This is a genomic window from Burkholderia sp. Ax-1719 (genome assembly GCF_011753055.1).
GTDB lineage: Bacteria > Pseudomonadota > Gammaproteobacteria > Burkholderiales > Burkholderiaceae > Paraburkholderia.
In genome coordinates this window covers 26,541-45,302 of sequence record NZ_VWWJ01000038.1, presented here as the reverse complement: position 1 = coordinate 45,302, position 18,762 = coordinate 26,541, and the positions used below count along the sequence as shown (strand labels likewise).

General features: G+C 65.6%; 15 protein-coding genes. 4 read left to right on the top strand and 11 right to left on the bottom strand.

Annotation, left to right across the window (positions count from 1 at the left end):
- Window positions 1-171 precede the first annotated feature (171 nt).
- Window positions 172-3,753, top strand: coding sequence for a DNA polymerase III subunit alpha (gene dnaE / locus F3J17_RS33515; protein WP_167069737.1), 3,582 nt, complete (start codon window positions 172-174; stop codon window positions 3,751-3,753).
- Here dnaE and F3J17_RS33510 read toward each other — a convergent pair.
- Window positions 3,747-4,517, bottom strand: a complete 771-nt coding sequence (locus F3J17_RS33510) for a glycosyltransferase family 2 protein (protein ID WP_167069735.1) — start codon at window positions 4,515-4,517, stop codon at window positions 3,747-3,749. The two genes, dnaE and F3J17_RS33510, sit on opposite strands and share 7 nt — an antisense overlap.
- Before the next feature lie 196 nt (window positions 4,518-4,713).
- Here F3J17_RS33510 and msbA point away from each other — a divergent pair, with 196 nt between their 5' ends.
- Window positions 4,714-6,507 carry a lipid A export permease/ATP-binding protein MsbA gene (msbA, locus tag F3J17_RS33505; protein ID WP_167069734.1) on the top strand — a complete coding sequence of 598 codons (1,794 nt, stop codon included), beginning with the start codon at window positions 4,714-4,716 and terminating at the stop codon, window positions 6,505-6,507.
- 91 nt (window positions 6,508-6,598) lie between these two features.
- Here msbA and F3J17_RS33500 read toward each other — a convergent pair whose 3' ends face one another.
- Window positions 6,599-7,864 (bottom strand): O-antigen ligase family protein, encoded by a 1,266-nt coding sequence (locus tag F3J17_RS33500; protein WP_167069732.1) that lies wholly within the window; start codon window positions 7,862-7,864, stop codon window positions 6,599-6,601.
- 275 nt (window positions 7,865-8,139) lie between these two features.
- Here F3J17_RS33500 and F3J17_RS33495 point away from each other — a divergent pair, with 275 nt between their 5' ends.
- Both F3J17_RS33495 and F3J17_RS33490 read left to right on the top strand, forming a co-directional pair.
- On the top strand, window positions 8,140-9,222 hold the full coding sequence (locus F3J17_RS33495) for a glycosyltransferase family 4 protein (protein WP_167069730.1): 1,083 nt from the start codon (window positions 8,140-8,142) through the stop codon (window positions 9,220-9,222).
- A 214-nt stretch (window positions 9,223-9,436) separates the two neighbouring features.
- The gene (locus F3J17_RS33490) at window positions 9,437-9,742 is read left to right on the top strand and encodes a DUF4148 domain-containing protein (RefSeq protein WP_167069728.1); all 306 of its coding nucleotides are present in this window, start codon (window positions 9,437-9,439) and stop codon (window positions 9,740-9,742) included.
- A 289-nt stretch (window positions 9,743-10,031) separates the two neighbouring features.
- Here the strand turns inward: F3J17_RS33490 and mnmH are convergent, their stop codons facing one another.
- The 9 genes from mnmH to F3J17_RS33450 form a co-directional block, all read right to left on the bottom strand.
- Window positions 10,032-11,111, bottom strand: coding sequence for a tRNA 2-selenouridine(34) synthase MnmH (gene mnmH, locus F3J17_RS33485; protein WP_167069726.1), 1,080 nt, complete (start codon window positions 11,109-11,111; stop codon window positions 10,032-10,034).
- A 37-nt stretch (window positions 11,112-11,148) separates the two neighbouring features.
- On the bottom strand, window positions 11,149-12,618 hold the full coding sequence (gene rng / locus F3J17_RS33480; protein ID WP_167069724.1) for a ribonuclease G: 1,470 nt from the start codon (window positions 12,616-12,618) through the stop codon (window positions 11,149-11,151).
- Window positions 12,619-12,626: 8 nt separating this feature from the next.
- Window positions 12,627-13,250, bottom strand: coding sequence for a Maf family protein (locus F3J17_RS33475; protein ID WP_167069722.1), 624 nt, complete (start codon window positions 13,248-13,250; stop codon window positions 12,627-12,629).
- A 113-nt stretch (window positions 13,251-13,363) separates the two neighbouring features.
- Window positions 13,364-13,834, bottom strand: a complete 471-nt coding sequence (gene rlmH / locus F3J17_RS33470) for a 23S rRNA (pseudouridine(1915)-N(3))-methyltransferase RlmH (protein ID WP_103701478.1) — start codon at window positions 13,832-13,834, stop codon at window positions 13,364-13,366.
- 27 nt (window positions 13,835-13,861) lie between these two features.
- Window positions 13,862-14,326 (bottom strand): ribosome silencing factor, encoded by a 465-nt coding sequence (gene rsfS, locus F3J17_RS33465; protein WP_167069720.1) that lies wholly within the window; start codon window positions 14,324-14,326, stop codon window positions 13,862-13,864.
- A gap of 2 nt (window positions 14,327-14,328) precedes the next feature.
- Window positions 14,329-15,015, bottom strand: coding sequence for a nicotinate-nucleotide adenylyltransferase (locus F3J17_RS33460; protein ID WP_240161247.1), 687 nt, complete (start codon window positions 15,013-15,015; stop codon window positions 14,329-14,331).
- A 67-nt stretch (window positions 15,016-15,082) separates the two neighbouring features.
- Window positions 15,083-16,036, bottom strand: a complete 954-nt coding sequence (hemF, locus tag F3J17_RS36390) for an oxygen-dependent coproporphyrinogen oxidase (protein ID WP_240161246.1) — start codon at window positions 16,034-16,036, stop codon at window positions 15,083-15,085.
- Window positions 16,037-16,401: 365 nt separating this feature from the next.
- Window positions 16,402-17,676, bottom strand: a complete 1,275-nt coding sequence (gene purD, locus F3J17_RS33455) for a phosphoribosylamine--glycine ligase (RefSeq protein ID WP_167069716.1) — start codon at window positions 17,674-17,676, stop codon at window positions 16,402-16,404.
- A 117-nt stretch (window positions 17,677-17,793) separates the two neighbouring features.
- Window positions 17,794-18,522, bottom strand: a complete 729-nt coding sequence (locus F3J17_RS33450) for a YebC/PmpR family DNA-binding transcriptional regulator (protein WP_167069714.1) — start codon at window positions 18,520-18,522, stop codon at window positions 17,794-17,796.
- Window positions 18,523-18,762 lie beyond the last annotated feature (240 nt).

Here is an 18,762-nt window from a genome sequence, read left to right as displayed (position 1 = left end):
GTCGCCTGCAGCGCGTTGTCCTGGCGGCGGCAGTGTCGCATGGCGCTGACGGCGCGCAAGTCCTTGGCAGCGCCTGGTAAGGCCTGGCCGCGTCGCGCGCTGATGTAGCACACGCCCAGGCAGCTTTGCCCACGCCGCCGGCGGCGAAAATCGCCGGACCGTAGAGGTACAATGACGCCCATGTCAGATCCCCGCTTCGTCCATCTCCGCGTCCACTCCGAATTCTCGATTGCCGACGGCATCGTGCGCCTCGACGACCTCGTCAAGGCGGCGGCCAAAGACGGCCAGGGCGCGCTCGCGCTCACCGACCTCGGCAACGCATTCGGCCTCGTTCGTTTTTATTCGGAAGCCCGTGGCAAAGGGGTCAAACCCATTGCCGGCTGCGACGTCTGGATCATGAATCCGGACGACCGCGACAAACCTTCGCGCCTGCTTTTGCTCGTGAAGGACAAGACCGGTTATCTGAATCTGTGCGAACTGCTGTCCAAGGCCTGGCTCACGAACCAGCATCGCGGCCGTGCGGAAGTCGATGTCGCGTGGCTCGAAAACGGCCTGGGCGAAGGGCTGCTGGCGCTCTCGGGCGCGCAGCAGGGCGACGTGGGTCTCGCGCTTGCCGCGGGCAACGTCGAAAGCGCGAAGCGTCACGCGCAGCGCTGGGCGACGCTGTTCCCGAACGGCTACTACATCGAGTTGCAGCGCTGCGGCCAGCCCGGCGGCGAGCAATACATCGAACAGGCTGTCGCGCTGGCGGCGGATCTGCAACTGCCGGTGGTCGCCACACACCCGATGCAGTTCATGACGGGCGAGGAATACACCGCGCACGAAGCGCGCGTGTGTATTTCGGAAGGCGACATCCTCGCCAATCCGCGCCGTCAGAAGCGCTTCACGACCGATCAGCGTTTTCGCACCCAGGAAGAAATGGCCGCGCTGTTCGCGGACATTCCCTCGGCGATCGCGAACACCATCGAAATCGCCAGGCGCTGCAATCTGACGCTCGAACTCGGCAAGCCCAAGCTGCCGCTGTTCCCGACGCCCGACGGCATGTCGCTCGACGACTACCTCGTGCAATTGTCGAAAGAAGGGCTGGAAAGCCGCCTCGTTCAGCTTTATCCGAACGAAGCCGAGCGCGAAAACGAACGCGCGCGCTACAACGAACGCCTGGAATTCGAGTGCGGCACCATCATCAAGATGGGCTTCCCGGGCTACTTCCTGATCGTCGCGGACTTCATCAACTGGGCCAAGAACAACGGCGTGCCGGTCGGTCCGGGCCGGGGTTCGGGCGCGGGTTCGCTGGTCGCGTACGCGCTCGGCATTACCGATCTGGACCCGCTGCGCTACAACCTGCTGTTCGAGCGTTTCCTGAATCCGGAACGCGTCTCGATGCCCGACTTCGACATCGACTTCTGCCAGCACGGCCGCGACCGCGTCATTCAGTACGTGAAGGAAAAGTACGGCGCGGATGCGGTTTCGCAGATCGCCACCTTCGGCACGATGGCGGCGAAGGCGGCGGTGCGCGACATCGGCCGCGTGCTCGACCTCGGCTACAACTTCACCGACGGCGTCGCCAAGCTGATTCCGTTCAAGCCGGGCAAGCACGTCACCATCGCCGATGCGATGAAGGAAGAGCCGCTGCTGCAGGAGCGTTACGACAACGAAGACGAAGTGCACCAGCTGCTCGACCTCGCGCAGCTCGTGGAAGGTCTCACGCGTAACGTCGGCATGCACGCGGGCGGCGTGCTGATCGCGCCCGGCAAGCTCACAGATTTTTGCCCGCTCTACACGCAGGGCGACGAAAGCGGCGTCGTGAGCCAGTACGACAAGGACGACGTGGAAGCCGTCGGCCTCGTGAAGTTCGACTTTCTGGGTCTGACCACGCTGACGATTCTCGACTGGGCCGAGCGCTATATCCGCATGCTCGATCCGTCGAAGCAGGACTGGTCGCTCGCGCAGGTGCCGCTCGACGACGCGCCGTCGTTCCAGATCCTCAAGAAAGCGAATACGGTCGCCGTGTTCCAGCTGGAAAGCCGCGGCATGCAGGGCATGCTGAAGGACGCGCAGCCTGACCGCTTCGAGGACATCATCGCGCTGGTGGCGCTGTATCGTCCGGGCCCGATGGACCTGATCCCCAGCTTCTGCGCGCGTAAGCACGGCCGCGAAGTGGTGGAGTATCCGGATCCGCGTGTCGAACCTGTTCTGAAAGAGACCTACGGCATCATGGTCTATCAGGAGCAGGTGATGCAGATGGCGCAGATCATCGGCGGCTACTCGCTGGGCGGCGCCGACTTGCTGCGTCGCGCGATGGGTAAGAAGAAGCCCGAGGAAATGGCCAAGCACCGCGAAATTTTCGCGGAAGGCGCGGCGAAAAACGGCCTCACGCGCGAGAAAGCCGACGAAACCTTCGACTTGATGGAAAAGTTCGCGGGCTACGGCTTCAACAAGTCGCACGCGGCCGCGTACGCACTGCTCGCGTATCACACGGCATGGCTCAAGGCGCACCATCCGGCCGAATTCATGGCGGCGAATATGTCGCTCGCCATGGACGACACCGACAAGGTCAAGATCCTTTTCGAAGACTGCGCGACCAACAACCTCAAGGTGCTGCCGCCGGACGTCAACGCGTCGGCGTATCGCTTCGAGCCGGTCGCCGATCAACACGTGGCCGAAGGCAAGCGCTCGCGCACCATCCGTTACGGTCTGGGTGCGATCAAGGGCAGCGGCCAGAACGCCATCGAAGAAATTCTGCGCGCGCGCAAAGAGGGCGGTCTGTTCAAGGATCTGTTCGACTTCTGCGAGCGCATCGACCGTCGCCTGGTCAATCGCCGTACGGTCGAGGCGATGATCCGTGCGGGCGCGTTCGACACGATTCACGCCAATCGCGCGCAACTGATCGCCTCCGTGCCGATGGCGATGGAAGCCGCCGATCAGGCGAGCGCCAACGCCATGCAGGCGGGTCTGTTCGACATGGGCGACGCGCCGCTGGCGGCGCACGAACTCGTCGACGAACCGGCGTGGGAAGAAAAGCGCAAGCTCCAGGAAGAGAAGGGCGCGCTCGGCTTTTATCTGTCGGGCCACCTGTTCGACGCCTACAAGAACGAAGTGCGCCGCTTCGTGCGCCAGAAGATCGGCGAACTGAAGGAAGGCCGCGACAAACTGGTGGCGGGCGTGATCGCCTCGCTGCGCACGCAGATGACCCAGCGCGGCAAGATGCTGATCGCGCTGCTCGACGATGGCACCGGCCAGTGCGAAGTGACGGTGTTCAACGAGCAGTACGAGGCGCACAAGGCGCTTTTCAAGGAAGACGAGCTGCTGGTGGTGCAAGGCGGCGCGCGTAACGATGCGTTCACGGGCGGCATCCGCTTTACCGTCGATACCGTGATGGATCTGGAGCGCGCGCGCAGCCGCTACGCGCAGGCCGTGAAGCTGCAGATGAACGGCAACGCCGATGCGCTCGCGCTGCGTTCGGTGCTCGAAGCGCATCGCGCCAAGCCGGATGACTCGCTGCCCGCGCCGGTGGTCGAAACGCGCGGACGCGGCGGTCGCGATGGCGGCGGTGGTGGATACGGCGGCGGCCGTGGCCGCGAGCGCGAACAGGTGGTGATCCCGAACGGCCTCGCGGTGCAGATCGTCTACAGCAACGAGCGCGCGCAAGGCGAAGTGCGTCTGGGCGACGCCTGGCGCGTCAAGCCCACCGACGATCTGCTGGCCGCGCTGCGCGGCGAGTTCGCCGGCAGTTCGATCGAGATCGTTTATTGATCCGGGGACGCGCTGCGGCGGTTGAGCAGCGCGAGCTTGAGGAAGCGGTAGTACACCGTTTCCGCGTTGAACACCGCGATCATGAAGCCCGCGCGGCCGTCCAGAAAGCCCGCGCGCAGCACATAGGTACGCACGAAGGCCCACGCGCCCCGCGCCACGGCCTTGCCGAAGCTGCCGCGCTTGCCGGCGGCGGCACGCTGGGCGGCGCCGGCGCTCGAATAGGCGTCGAGCTTGCGTAGCACGCCGTCGAAATCCTCGTAGGAGTAGTGCAACAGTTTGCCTTCGAGGCGTTGGGCGCTCGCGCTGAACACCAGCCGTTCGTGCACCAGATCGTCCGAGAAGCGGGCGGCGCCGCGCCGGAACAGGCGTGGGATCCAGTCGGGATACCAGCCGCTGTGGCGGATCCACGTGCCGCAGAAGCTCGACAGGCGATCTACCGCATACACGTCCGTTTGCGGTGCGGCAATGGCCGCGCGCATTGACGCGGCGAGTTCGGGCGAGACGATTTCGTCGGCGTCGATGGACAGGATCCAGTCGGTGGCGAGGGCGTCGAGCGCGCGGTTTTTCTGCGGGCCGAAGCCCGGCCAGTCGGTTTGCTCGATGACGCGTGCGCCGTGAGCGCGGGCGATCTGTGCGGTGCCGTCGGTGCTGCCGCCGTCGATCACGACGATGTCGTCGGCGAACGACAGCGCGTCGAGGCATTGAGCGAGCCGCAACGCGGCGTTTTTCGTGATGATGGCGACGCCGAGCGTGGTCTGTGTCATGCAGCGGTGAGAGAGTCGAGGCGCGCGCAAAGGCGCGTGCGCCGGCAGGCAGTATACACACCGCGTCCGCCGGCGCGCGGCCTTCGCGGGTATGCCGGGCGCTCCCGCCAACCGTATACAATGCGTACCGCGCTGACGCGGCGTCCTCCCGACGCCGCCGCGCCCCGTTTTCAGAACACGCTTTCCAGAGGATTCCTTGAGCGAGCAGCCCCGACAATCCACCCTCAGCAAGCCGATCGGCGAAGGTGAGGCCTCGAACCCCGGCTCCGTCGGCCGTCGGCTGTGGCCGTATCTGAAGCCGCTCATCTGGGTGGCGCTCGGCGCCATCGCCACGCTGGCCATCGTGGCCGCGACCGAGGCCGGCATTCCCGCGCTGCTCAAGCCGCTGCTCGACCACGGCTTCGGCACCAAGGGCAGCCCGAGCGCCACGTGGATCGTGCCGGTCGCCGTGATCGGCCTTTCGCTGGTGCGGGGCCTCGCGCAATATGCGTCCGGCTATCTGCTGCAGTACGTGTCGAACCGCATCCTGCTGGAGCTGCGCCTCAAGATGTTCGAGCGCATGATCCACGCGAGCGTTGGCTTTTTCCAGCGCGAGACGGCGAGCACGGTCATCAACGCCATCGTGTTCGAGGTCAACCAGATCCTGAACGTGCTGATGTCGGTGCTGGTGACTTCCGTGCGCGATTCGCTCACGGTGGTCTTCCTGCTCGGCTACCTGTTCATTCTCAACTGGCGTCTCACGCTGATCGTGGCCGTGCTGCTGCCGCTGATCGGCTGGCTCGTCAGCAAGATCAACCGCCGTCTGCGCCGCCTGAACCGCGATTACCAGCTGCTCACCAACGACCTGTCGTACATCGTCGAAGAGACGGTGGGCGGCTACAAGGTGGTCAAGGTGCACAACGGCGAGCAGTACGAGATCGACCGTTTCACCGAGCTCAGCAAGCGGCTGCGCGGCTACCAGATGCGCATGACGGTCTCCGGCGGTCTGGCCCAGCCGATCACGCAGTTCCTCGCCTCGATCGCGCTCGCGGTCGTGGTGACGATCGCCGTGGTTCAGGCATCGCACGACCAGACCACGGTGGGCGGCTTCGTGTCCTTCGTCACGGCGATGCTGCTGGTGATCTCGCCGCTCAAGCACCTGATCGACGTGAACCAGCCGCTGCAACGCGGCATGACGGCCGCCGAGCTGATTTTCGGCCTGATCGACGAACCCGCCGAACCCGAAGGCGGCGGCAAGCCGCTCGAACACGCGCGCGGCGAAATCGAGTTCCGCAATGTTTCGTTTGCCTACGGGCCGGAAGGGCGTCCGATCCTCGAAAGCGTGCATTTCACCGCGGCGCCGGGCGAGATGATCGCGCTGGCGGGCCCTTCGGGTAGCGGCAAGACCACGCTCGTGAACCTGCTGCCGCGCTTTTTCGATCCGAGCGGCGGTCAGATTCTTGTCGATGGCGTGCCGGTTTCCGACTACAACGTGCATGCGCTGCGTAGCCAGATCGCGATGGTGAGCCAGGACGTCACGCTGTTCAACGACACGGTCGGGAACAACGTTGCCTATGGCGAAACCGCCGACCTCGAACGCGTCGAACGCGCGCTGCGCGCGGCCAATCTGTGGGACACGATTGCGGCGCTTCCGGAAGGCGTCAACACGCTGGTCGGCGACAACGGCATGAAGCTTTCGGGCGGTCAGCGCCAGCGTCTGGCGATCGCGCGCGCGATCTACAAGGACGCGCCGATCCTGATTCTGGACGAGGCGACCTCGGCGCTGGACTCGGAGTCGGAGCGCCACGTGCAGGCGGCGCTGGAGACGCTGATGAAGGGGCGCACCACGCTCGTGATCGCGCACCGTCTGTCGACGATCGAGCGCGCCGACCGCATCCTCGTGATGGAAGCCGGTCGTATCGTCGAGCGCGGTTCGCACCAGCAACTGCTCGAACAGCGCGGTCTCTACGCGCATCTGCACCAGATCCAGTTCCAGCAGAGCGCGGCTTAAGCGCTGCACAAAGACAAACGGCCCATCGCGTTAAACGCGATGGGCCGTTTTTTTTATCGGCTCGATCCGAGGCCGCAGAAGCAGCGGCGGATCAGTTGCCGGCTGCGATCTCGCGCCGGCGCGACACGATGGTCGCGAGGAAGGTCGCGGTGAGCAGCGAGATCAGCACCATCACCTGAATGGGCACCAGCACGTCGATGGTGAGGCCGAACAGGATCGTGCTGAACGAAACGGCAAGACCGCTGCACGCCGCCGTGCGGATCACCGCATCGGCGTCGCGGCGCGCGCGCCAGAAGTACACGGAGGTGCCGAAGTAGATCGTCAGCAGGCTCAGTGCGCCAATCGTGCCCATTTCGGCGATGGCCGAGAAGAAGTCGCTGTGCGCACGCTCGTTGACGATGGCCTGGGCCGCTTCGCCGTGGCTCGCCAGATCGCCGAGCGCCGCTTCCAGATGGCCCTTGCCGACGCCATAGACCGGATGGCGCTCGAACAGGCGGATCGACGCGCTCCAGAGTTGCAGACGCAGGCCGGTCGAGGAGTCCTCGTCGCCGTGGTGCATGCGCGTGACATCGGAACTGACATCCTCGAAACGGTGCCGCACACGCTCAGTCGACAGCAGCGCGCCGGCCGCCACCGCCACCAGCGCCACGGCCACCACCACGCGCTTCCAGTGGGTGAACCAGCCGTACTGCACGCCCAGCAGAAACATGAAGACGGGGATCGCGACCCAGCCGCCGCGCGTGCCCGAGAGATAGGACACGAAGCCGCCCGCGAGCAGCGCGGCAAGCTTGACGACGAGCGCGAGCGGACGTGCCTTGCGATCCCAGCCGAACGTGAACACGGCGAGGAAGGCGAAAAGCAGGGCCGTATCGCCGAACGGAATCGCGTTCGTGTAGTAGTTGTTCAGGCGTTCCGCATCGCTCCAGCCGCCCACCGGGCGATCGACGAAGACCCACGCGCTGGCCGCGAGCGCGCCCAATGCGCAGCCCCAGCCGACGGCGGTGAGATTGCGCGACGGCACCCGGCTAAGCAGCAGGAAGACCGGCAGCGCCAGCGTGAAGCGCGACAGCGCATCGAACTGATGCGGCGCCCAGTAACCCATCAAGACCTGTTGGACGACGATCACCACCAGCGGCACCAGCATGGCGGCGGTGTACCAGCGGTACTCGCGCCACGGGGTGAAGTAGCTGGGCTCGCGCCGGCAGGCGTACAGGCCCCACAGCGCAAATGCCAGCAGCAGGAAAAAGCAGTAGCCGGTGCCGCCGCGCCAGACCAGATTGGTGGCGGGGCCGAGCACCAGCAGCAGGGAAACGATGGGAGCCAGGCGGCGAGGGAGGGTGGTTGTTTCGTGATTCATGGCGGCCGGCGCAAATCGGAAGGGCAGTCAATTTTTATGTCGATGTAGCCGGTGGCGCGTTGCCGACGCCGGGCGGCCAGGGATGGACGCTTTAGTGCCCAAAGTCATGCTCAAAGCCGGTCGATTATACCGGAGGGCCTTTTGCCCACGCGGGTCGGGCCGGGCGGCGCGCGGGGGCGGGCATTACGGCGGCTTTCCTTCGGCGATGCCTGGATGTGGGGCTATATAATCGGCCCACGCGATTTATGCACAAAAATTCACATGTCGGACGGTTCATGAAGGTTGGTATTTCCGCAAACGCGCTCAAGCACAGCGGCGGGCTCGAACGGTATGCGATGGACCTGGTCCAGGGACTGGCCGCGCGGCGCCAGCGGCCGGCGTTTTTCGCGCGCAGATTCGACCCGTCTCTGGCCGAATACGCGCTGGTCGAACCGCATCGCATCAACGTCTCGCTGCTGCCGGGCAAGTGGCGTGATAGCTGGTTCTCGCGCCGGGTGGCCGCGCTGCGCCGTCGCGCCGGTGTGGACGTGCTGATCGGCTGCAACCGGATCGACTCGTCGGAGATCGCGATCTGCGGCGGCACGCACCGTGGTTTTTTGCGCGCGACCGGGCGTCCGACGCGCCGCTCGGACCAGCGCCAGATCGAACTCGAAAGCCGTCAATATGCGCGATCGCGCGTGATCGTCGCGCATTCTGCGCTGATGCGCGAAGAGCTGCTCGAACTCTACGGCGTGGATGACGCGAAGATCCGCGTGCTGTGCCCGCCAGTCGACGGCACGCGCTTTTCGCCCGTCGACGACGCCAGGCGCGCGGAACTGCGCCAGCAATATGGCTTTGGCGAACACGAAACCGTGCTGCTGTTTCCGTCGAGCAGCCACGAGCGCAAAGGCTTGCCGCTGATCCAGTCGGTGGTGGAGGCGCTCGATGCGCCCGTGGTCGTAGCGGTGGCGGGGCGGCCGCCGGAGCGCACCAGCGAGCGCGTGCGCTACATCGGCTACGTGAAGGATCTGGAGAACGCCTATCGCGCGGCGGATTACACGATTCTCGCCTCGAAGTACGAGCCGTTTGGCCTCGTTGGCATCGAGTCGGTGATGTGCGGCACGCCGGTGATCTTTTCGTCGAACATCGGTTGCGCCGATGCCATCGCCGACGACGCCAAATATGTGTTCCGTCCCGATGACGCCGCCGATCTGCGCCTCGCGCTCGACGCAGCGCTTGCCGCGCGCGGCCGGCGCATCGTTGGCAGTGCCGGACAGGCCACGCCGGGACTGCACCCCGCCATCCGCTACGACGCGAGTGTGACCGCTCACGTCGACGCGCTGCTCGGTCTCGCGACCGACATCGTTTCGTCACGATAACGGCCTGCCGCGCCCGCTTCCTGCGGGCGCCACTCCATCCGACCCTCCGCAATCGCCCGTCCAGCGGGCTTTCCCGCGATCCTTCCACGAGATGGAAAAGTCTTGTTTGGATTTAGGGGTTAACCCTAGGGATCGAGAAGCCTAGGATGCGTACATCGGTCGCATGCACATACCGTCGCACGTCGACCGCTCAGTCCAAACTGGAGGTCGTATCATGAAGTCCCTGATTCAAGCCGTTGCTGTTGCCGCTGCCCTTATCGTTCCGGTTGCTTCGTTCGCCCAGCAGGCACCCGTCACCCGCGCCTCGGTGCGCGCCGAACTGGTTCAACTCCAGCAAGTCGGTTACCACGTTGGCGATGGCGACCAGGCTCACTACCCGGAAGCCATCCAGGCAGCCGAAGCCAAGGTTGCCGCGCGTAACGGCGCCAGCGCCTACGGCGGTGTCGCCAATGCGTCGGAATCGGGCGTGCGCGGCGCTACGGTGTCGCAGCAAGACTGGAACGCGATGTACACGCGCTAAGCGCATCGCTGACTGAGCGCGCGGCGTATCGCTGGAGGGCGACGCGGCGCGAGTGGCCGGGCGGGAGCGGTGTGGTGTGAAGACACCGGCTCAGCACGCTACCCACCCGGGACCCATCGAAAGATACCTCCACCATCGGCCACTCCGATGGTTTCGCCCGGACACGGAATGGGTGTCCGGGCGCTTTTTCCTGAAGGCCGCCGGGCGTTGTTGCTGGCGGCCTTCGTGCATGTGCGGTGCGCGTTTCGGTGCGCGCTTCGCTGCGTTTTCCGATGTGTTTTTCGTTGCGCTATGGGCTGTTGGAAACGCTGGCGTGCGCGGCGTGGCTCTCGAGTTGCGCAAGCAGTGAACGCGCTTCCTCGACGGGATCCGCTGACATCGGATGGAACGTGAAGTGCGGCGCGCGGGCGAGCGCCCCGAAGTGCTTGCGCGTGCTGCGCGTATAGGCCGGATCGTAATGCTGCGTGACGAGCGCCTCGGACAACTCGGCGCGGCGGTCCTCGTCGAGCAACTGGCACCACGCCGCGATGCGCTCGCGTCCATGCAGCGGCGTGAGCTTGAGCAACTGCTCGCGAAAGTATTCGCGCTCGTTGAGCAGATGGCCGTACTCCTCCAGCAGCAGCGCGACGCGTTCGTCGCGTGCGACGTCCACCACGACGCACGGCGCGCCGTGCAGACCATCGACCAGCGCAATCGGCAGAGTGATCGCGCCGATGCGCCGGCTCTCGGCCTCGATGAAAACCGGCTGAGCCGGATCGAATCCCCGCAGCGCCTGCATGAGCGAGGTGTCGAAGGCCTTCTGCGGAGGCTGTGCGCGCGAGGGCATCGCGCCGAGCAGCGAGCCGCGATGCGCGGCGAGCGCCTCCAGATCGAGTGCTTGCGCACCGGCACCGCTTAGCGCATGCAGCAGACGTGTCTTGCCGCTGCCCGTCGGACCGGTGAGCACGATGAAGCGGAACTGCGCAGGCAGCGTGTCCAGGGCTTCGAGCACGCTATGTCGATATGACTTGTAGCCACCTTCCAGTTGCCGCGCGCGCCAGCCGATCATGTTGAACATGGCCGTCATCGAGCCCGAGCGCTTGCCGCCGCGCCAGCAGTAGATGAGCGGGCGCCAGTTGCGCGGCCGGTCGGCGAAGGTGGTGTCCAGATGCAGCGCGATATTGCGCGCGGCGATGGCCGCGCCCACGCGCGTTGCGTCGAACGGCGACTGCTTGTAGAGCGTGCCGACGAGTACGCGCTCTTCGTTGCTCAGAACGGGGGCGTTGATCGCGCCGGGGATGTGATCCTCGGCGTATTCGAGCGGCGTGCGCACATCGACGACTTCGTCGAATTCGCCGAGCTGGGACAGGGTGACGCGCTGGTGATTCAACTGCGGTGCTCCGGTGAGGCGGGTGATGCCAGGTGCGTTACATCAACACAATGTCATACTGCTCCTGACTCAAATTCGACTCCACCTGTAGCGAAACCGGCTTGCCGATAAAGTCGATCAACATCGCCAGGTGCTGCGATTCCTCTTCAAGGAACAGGTCGATCACCTGCTGCGACGCCACCACGCGGAACTCACGCGGATTGAACTGGCGCGACTCGCGCAGAATCTCGCGCAGCACGTCATAGCACACCGTACGCGACGTCTTCACCTGCCCCTTGCCCAGACACGTCGGGCACGGCTCGCACAGCACATGCGCGAGCGATTCGCGCGTGCGCTTGCGCGTCATCTCCACCAGACCGAGCTGCGAGAAGCCGTTCACCGTCACACGCGTGCGATCGCGCGACAGCGCCTTCTTCAGCTCGCCGAGCACCTGATCGCGATGCTCGATGTTCTCCATGTCGATGAAGTCGATGATGATCACGCCGCCCAGATTGCGCAGGCGCAACTGGCGCGCGATCGTATGCGCCGCTTCGAGATTGGTCTTGAAGATCGTATCGTCGAAATTGCGCGCGCCCACGTAGCCGCCCGTGTTCACGTCGATCGTCGTCATCGCCTCGGTCTGGTCGATGACCAGGTAACCGCCCGACTTCAGATCCACACGACGTGACAGCGCGCGCTGGATTTCGGCCTCGATGTTGTAGAGGTCGAAGAGCGGACGCTCGCCGGTGTAGTGATGCAGCTTGGGCTGCACGGCCGGCGTGAATTCGGTGGCGAATTCGCTGAGCTTCTGGAACGTCTCGCGCGAATCGACCTGAATGCGCGTGGTCTCGTCGTTGACGAAGTCGCGCAGCACGCGCTGGCCCAGGTTCAGGTCCTGGTAGAGCAGGCTGGTCGCGGGCAGGCGCTGCGCCTGCGCGAGGATGGTCGCCCACGTCTTGCGCAGATAGGCCACGTCGGCGCCAAGCTCTTCGCTGGTCGCGTCTTCGGCGATCGTGCGCACGATGTAGCCGCCTTTTTCATCGGCGGGCAGCACGGCGGTCAGACGCGCGCGCACGGCTTCGCGTTCGGCCTCGCTCTCGATCTTCTGCGAGATGCCGATATGCGGTTCCTGCGGCAGATACACGAGCGTGCGGCCCGCGATGCTCACCTGCGTCGACAGGCGCGCGCCCTTGGTGCCGATCGGATCTTTCACGACCTGCACCATCAGCGTCTGGCCTTCGAAAACGGTCTTTTCGATCGGCTGATGATGGGCGCTCGTATGCGGTTCGCCCGCGAGGCGCGGATGCCAGATATCGGCCACGTGCAGGAAGGCGGCGCGCTCCAGACCGATGTCGATGAACGCGGACTGCATGCCCGGCAGCACGCGCACGACCTTGCCGAGATAGACGTTGCCGACGCGTCCGCGCGACAGCGTGCGCTCGACGTGAAGCTCCTGTACTGCGCCTTGCTGGACCAACGCGACACGCGTCTCCTGAGGCGTGACGTTGATCAGGATTTCTTCATTCATGATTGGTTTTAGAAGTCGATGCCCGCGGCGCGCAGGAGGGCGGCTGTTTCGAAAAGCGGCAAACCCATGATACCCGAATAGGAACCGTCGATTCGCTCGATGAATTCGGCGGCGCGGCCCTGGATGCCGTAGGCGCCGGCCTTGCCGAACGGCTCCTTGCTGGCCACATAGTGGGCGATGGCGGCGGGCAGGGCGGGTGCGAAGCGCACGTGCGAGCGCGACACCGCCACTGGCAGGCACACGCCTTCGGCGTTGACCACGGCCACGGCGGTGAGCACTTCGTGTTCGCGCCCGACGAGGCGTTCGAGCATCGCGTAGGCGTCGGCGGCGTCGTGCGGCTTGCCGAGGATGTGGCCGTCGATGCTCACGGTCGTATCGGCGGTGAGGATCGGCGCGTGGGCATGCGCGCCCGCCACCAGCCGGGCGCGCGCGGCGTCGGCCTTGGCGGCGCATACGCGCTCGACGTAGACGGCGGCGGTCTCGCCGGGCAGCACCGCTTCGAGCGCTTCAGCGTCTTCGTCGGGACGCGGCAGCAGCAGCTCGAAACGCACGCCGAGCTGCTGCAGCAGTTCCTGGCGGCGCGGGCTTTGCGATGCCAGATAGACGAACGGATAAGTCGCGGAATGGTTCATCGGGCGTAGTGACGTCAGAGAAGACGGAGTTCGGATCAGCGCCTGGACGTGCGCGTACCGGCCGTGCGCACCGCGATGCGGCGTGCATGGCCCGCTACGTGCTTCAGGCGCGCTTAAACGCGATGATAGGGGTGATTCTGCGTGATGGTCCAGGCGCGGTAAAGCTGCTCGGCGAGCAGCACGCGCACCATCGCATGCGGCAGGGTGAGGGAGGACAGGCGCAGCAGCGTGTCGGCGCGCGCCTTGAGCTGCGGGTCGAGCCCGTCCGCGCCGCCGATCAGGAAGGCCACGTCGCGCCCGTCCTGCTGCCAGCCGGGCAGCGCCTGGGCGAGCTGCATCGTGGTCCAGTCCTTGCCGCGTTCATCGAGCGCGACGATGCGCGCGTTCTTCGGCAAGGCCGCTTCAATGCGCGTGCGCTCGGCGGCCATCACGCTTTCGGCGGACCGGCCCGACGAGCGCTGCTCGGGCTTCACTTCGCGCAACTCGATGCGCAGCTCGGGCGGCATGCGCTTCGTGTACTCCTCGAAGCCTTCGGCGATCCAGTCCGGCATCTTGTGGCCGACGGCGACGATGTGCAGTTTCATATGCCAGGCAGTGCGAAAGTGCGGCGCTTACTTGGCGGTCTTGCGCGCAGCCGTCTTGCGGGCGGGCTTCTTGGCCGCGACCGGAGCGTCGTCCTCGTCTTCCTCGTCCATCGGCTCGCTCGGACGCGCGCCCACGAAGCCCGTGTTGGCCGCCAGCTTCAGGCGCACCGGCTTGTCGCCCCAGATTTCTTCGAGGTTGTAGTACTGGCGCAGCGCCGGTTGCAGGATGTGCACGACCGCGTCGCCGCAATCGACCAGCACCCATTCGCCGATGTCTTCGCCTTCCGTGCTGACGATGTCGCCGCCGGCTTCCTTGACCGCTTCGCGCACGCTATTGGCGAGCGCCTTGGTCTGACGGTTCGAGGTGCCGCTTGCGACGACCACGCGGTCGAACAGTTCGGTCAGATGGCTCGTGTTGAAGACGCGGATGTCTTGCGCCTTGACGTCTTCCAGAGCGTCGACGATGGTGCGTTGAAGTTTGCGGATGTCCATATTTACCCGTGGTGCCTGTACAGATGATGTTGATGAATATAGTCCCACACGGTTGCGGGGACCTTCCCGGCGGCCAGGCCGCCGGGTGTCGTTGTTTGCGCGCCGTTTTTATCGGGCGCGTTGTTCGTTCCAATCGCGTGCCGGATTTCCGTCGCCGAGACATCGAGCGCAAGCGTCTCGTCGATCAGCAGATGGCCGCAGCGCGTGGCCGCGAGCGTGGCGGCGTCGGCGCGGCGTGCGGCAACCGCCGTGCCCACTTCGGGCGGCAGCGCCGCGAAATCGAAACCGGGACGGCTCGCCACGCCCAGATGCGCCAGCGCGAACAGCTCGCGCCATTCGTGCCACGAATCCAGATGCAGCAGCTGATCCGCACCCATCAGCAGCGTGAGCGCGGCGTTTGCGTTGCTTGCGCTTTTTGCGCGCCAGCGACGCAGCGTTTCCACCGTGTAGGTGGGGCCGTCGTGCTCGATCTCGTCGGCGTCGACGGTGATCGTCACGCCCGGCAGGTCGAGCGTGGCGGCGGCCAGACGCGTCATCGCGAGGCGATGCGCGGCCGGGCTCACGCCTGGCTTCTGCCAGGGCTGGCCGGCGGGCAGCAGGATCACTTCGGTCAGATCGAGCACGCGCGCGAAATGGCTTGCGAGCGCGAGATGGCCGTCGTGGATCGGATCGAAGGTGCCGCCGAGCAGGCCGACACGGCGTTCAAGCGCGGCAGGCGCCTGCGAGGCCGGAATGACTGTCGAAGTCGTCACGGTGTCAGATCCAGTCGCGCACCGGCAGGAAGTCGCTGTAAAGACGCGCTTCCGGCGTGCCTGCCTGCGGCTGCCAGTCGTAGCGCCAGCTCGCGCCCGGCGGCATCGACATGAGGATGGATTCCGTGCGCCCGCCGCTTTGCAGACCGAAGTGCGTGCCGCGATCCCAGACGAGGTTGAATTCGACGTAGCGGCCGCGCCGGTACGCCTGGAATTCGCGCTCCGCTTCGCCATAGGGCGTGACGCGGCGCTTTTCGATGATCGGCAGATAGGCCTTCAGGAAGCCGTCGCCGACGCTGCGCATCATGGCGAACGCCTGGTCGAAGCCGCCATCGGCGTAATCGTCGTAGAAGATGCCGCCGACGCCGCGCGCTTCGTTGCGGTGCTTGAGGAAGAAGTATTCGTCGCACCAGCGCTTGAAGCGCGGGTAGAGCGTGTCGCCGTAAGGCGCGAGCGCGTCGCGGCACACGCGATGGAAATGCTGCGCGTCTTCCTCGAAGCCGTAGTAGGGCGTCAGATCCATGCCGCCGCCGAACCAGAACACCGGCGCTTCGCCGGCCTTGGTGGCCATCAGGAGGCGCACGTTCATGTGCACGGTCGGGCAGAACGGGTTGCGCGGATGCATGACGAGCGACACGCCCATCGCCTCGAAACCGCGCCCGACCAGCTCGGGACGGGCGGCGGTGGCCGAGGGCGGCAGGGCGTCGCCCTGAACGTCCGAGAAGCCGATGCCGCCGCGCTCGAAGAACTGGCCGTTTTCGAGGATGCGCGTGCAGCCGCCGCCGCGCAGCTTTTCGCCGGGCGCGCGTTGCCAGACGTCGGTCGCGAAAGGCGTGCCGTCGAATTCGCCGAGCGCGTCGGCGATGCGCGTCTGCAGGCCGGAAAGCCAGCTGCGCACTGCAGTGCTGTCATGCGTCGCGCCGTCGGGCGTCGCGCCGGATTGAATCGTTTCGGTCATCGATGAAAGGGACGCGCGAGGCTTGAAGCCAGTGCGGCGCCAGAAATGCTTCGGATTCGGAATGCAGTCCGCGCGTGGCGCGGTTTTGTCGGCGTTCGGATACCGAAAAAGTATCCGTTCTGCTGAAGTTTACGCCGATCTGCGCGGGTTTAGCCCCTTGTGCGGCCCTGGAGCGGCGTTCCGGCCGCCTGTTGGGGCCGGATGGCGTTCGAGAGTTCGCGGGGTTGCCGATCACGGAGATCAGCCCAACCGCGCGGCGTGCCCATGCGTCCTGCGGTATTCAGGCGGCAACATCAAGCCGCATGGGCACACCGCGAGCCGGGTGCTGGCCCGCGACACAAGCCGCGAGCCAGCACCCGTCACACTTACTGCTTGCGTCCCGCGGCGCGGTAGCCGATATCGTGGCGATACTGCATGCCATCGAACGAGATGCGGTTCACCGTTTCATACGCCACGTTCTGCGCGCTGCGCACCGAATCGGCCAGACCGACCACGCACAGCACACGGCCGCCCGAGGTCACGAGCTTGCCGTCGACGAACTGCGTGCCCGCATGGAAGGTGACCGAATCGGCCGTTTCCGCCGGGATGTCGCTGATGCGGTCGCCCTTGCGCGGCGTTTCCGGATAGTTGTGCGCGGCCAGCACCACGCCCAGCGCCGTGCGGCGGTCCCATTCCAGTTCGACCTGGTCGAGCGTGCCGGCGATGGCGTGCTCGAACACCTTCGAGAAGTCGCCCTTCAGGCGCGCCATGATCGGCTGAGTTTCCGGGTCGCCCATGCGGCAGTTGAATTCGAGCGTCTTGGGGTTGCCTTGCGCGTCGATCATCAGACCGGCGTACAGGAAGCCCGTGAAGCGGATGCCTTCCTTCTCCATGCCCGCGACCGTCGGCAGGATGATTTCGCGCATCACGCGTGCGTGCAGCTGCGGCGTGACGATGGGCGCGGGCGAGTAGGCGCCCATGCCGCCCGTGTTCGGGCCCTGATCGGCGTCCTGCAGACGCTTGTGGTCCTGGCTCGACGCCAGCGCCAGCACGTGCTTGCCGTCGACCATGACGATGAAGCTCGCTTCTTCGCCCGCGAGGAATTCCTCGATCACGACACGGGCGCCGGCGTCGCCGAGCTTGTTGTCGGCCAGCATCGAATCGATCGCCTGATGCGCTTCTTCCAGCGACATCGCCACCACTACGCCCTTACCCGCAGCCAGGCCGTCAGCCTTGATGACGATCGGCGCGCCGTGCGTGTCGACGTAGGCGTGCGCGGCGGCGGCGTCCGAGAACGTCTCGTAGGCGGCGGTCGGGATGTTGTGGCGCTTCATGAACGCCTTGGCGAAATCCTTCGAGCTTTCGAGCTGCGCGGCTTCCTTCGTGGGGCCGAACACCTTCAGGCCGCGCGAACGGAACACGTTGACGATGCCCGCTGCGAGCGGCGCTTCCGGGCCGACCACGGTGAAGGCCACCTGTTCGCGCTCGGCGAAATCGGCGAGCTCGTTGATGTCCGTGATATCGACGTTACGCAGCCGCTCGTCCTGCGCGGTGCCGCCGTTGCCCGGTGCGACGTAGACGAGCTGCACGCGTTGCGCCTGGGCGAGTTTCCACGCCAGTGCATGTTCGCGGCCGCCAGAACCGACGACGAGTAACTTCATGAGAATCCCCGAAAGACCAGAACCAGAAACAGTTGCGGCTGACGCACGATGCGTCAGCCGTGAAAAGCGAGGGGCGCGCGGCGGCGTGAAACGTGCCGCGGCGCCGCGCCGATGCCGTTATTCGTCGGCGATCGACGCGTTGGTGTAGACCTCCTGGACGTCGTCCAGGTTTTCGAGCGCGTCCAGCAGCTTCTGCATCTTCACGGCGTCGTCGCCCGTGAATTCGACTTCGGTCTGCGGCTTCATCGTGACTTCGGCCATTTCGGCCTTGAAGCCGGCGGCTTCGAGCGCGTCCTTGACCTTCTGGAACTCGAACGGCGGGCAGACCACTTCGATCGAGCCGTCTTCGTTGGTCACGACGTCTTCAGCGCCCGCTTCCAGCGCGGCGTTCATGAGGTCGTCTTCCGGGGTGCCCGGCGCGAACACGAACTGGCCGACGTGATCGAACATGAATGCAACCGAGCCGTCCGTGCCCATATTGCCGCCGAACTTCGAGAACGCGTGACGCACTTCCGCGACCGTGCGGGTGCGGTTGTCCGTCATGGTGTCGACGATCACAGCCGCGCCGCCGATGCCGTAGCCTTCGTAGCGGATTTCTTCGTAGTTCGCGCCATCGACGCCGCCCACGCCGCGCTGGATCGCGCGGTTGATGTTGTCCTTGGGCATGTTGGCGTCATAAGCCTTGTCGACGGCCAGACGCAGACGCGGGTTGGTGTCGATATCGCCCCCGCCCATGCGCGCCGCCACCTGGATTTCCTTGATCAGGCGCGTCCAGATCTTGCCGCGCTTCGCGTCAGCAGCGGCTTTCTTGTGCTTGATGTTGGCCCATTTCGAATGACCCGCCATACCTTTCTCCGTCGCACGCTACTTGCGTGCATGGTGCAATTGTCGTTGCTGCAGTGTCGAAGCCGCAGTGCTCAAGTCACGATGACAGGGCGCGGCACGGTGCGCTTCGCGCGCCATGCGGCCTCAATGTCTTCGAGTGTCTGTCCGCCTGGGGCCGGTGCGCCGTGCGTTGCGCAGTGCTTCGCAGCGCGGGAGGACCTGCGCGCCCGGTGTGCGAGGGCGGCTCGGGGCGCTCGCGCG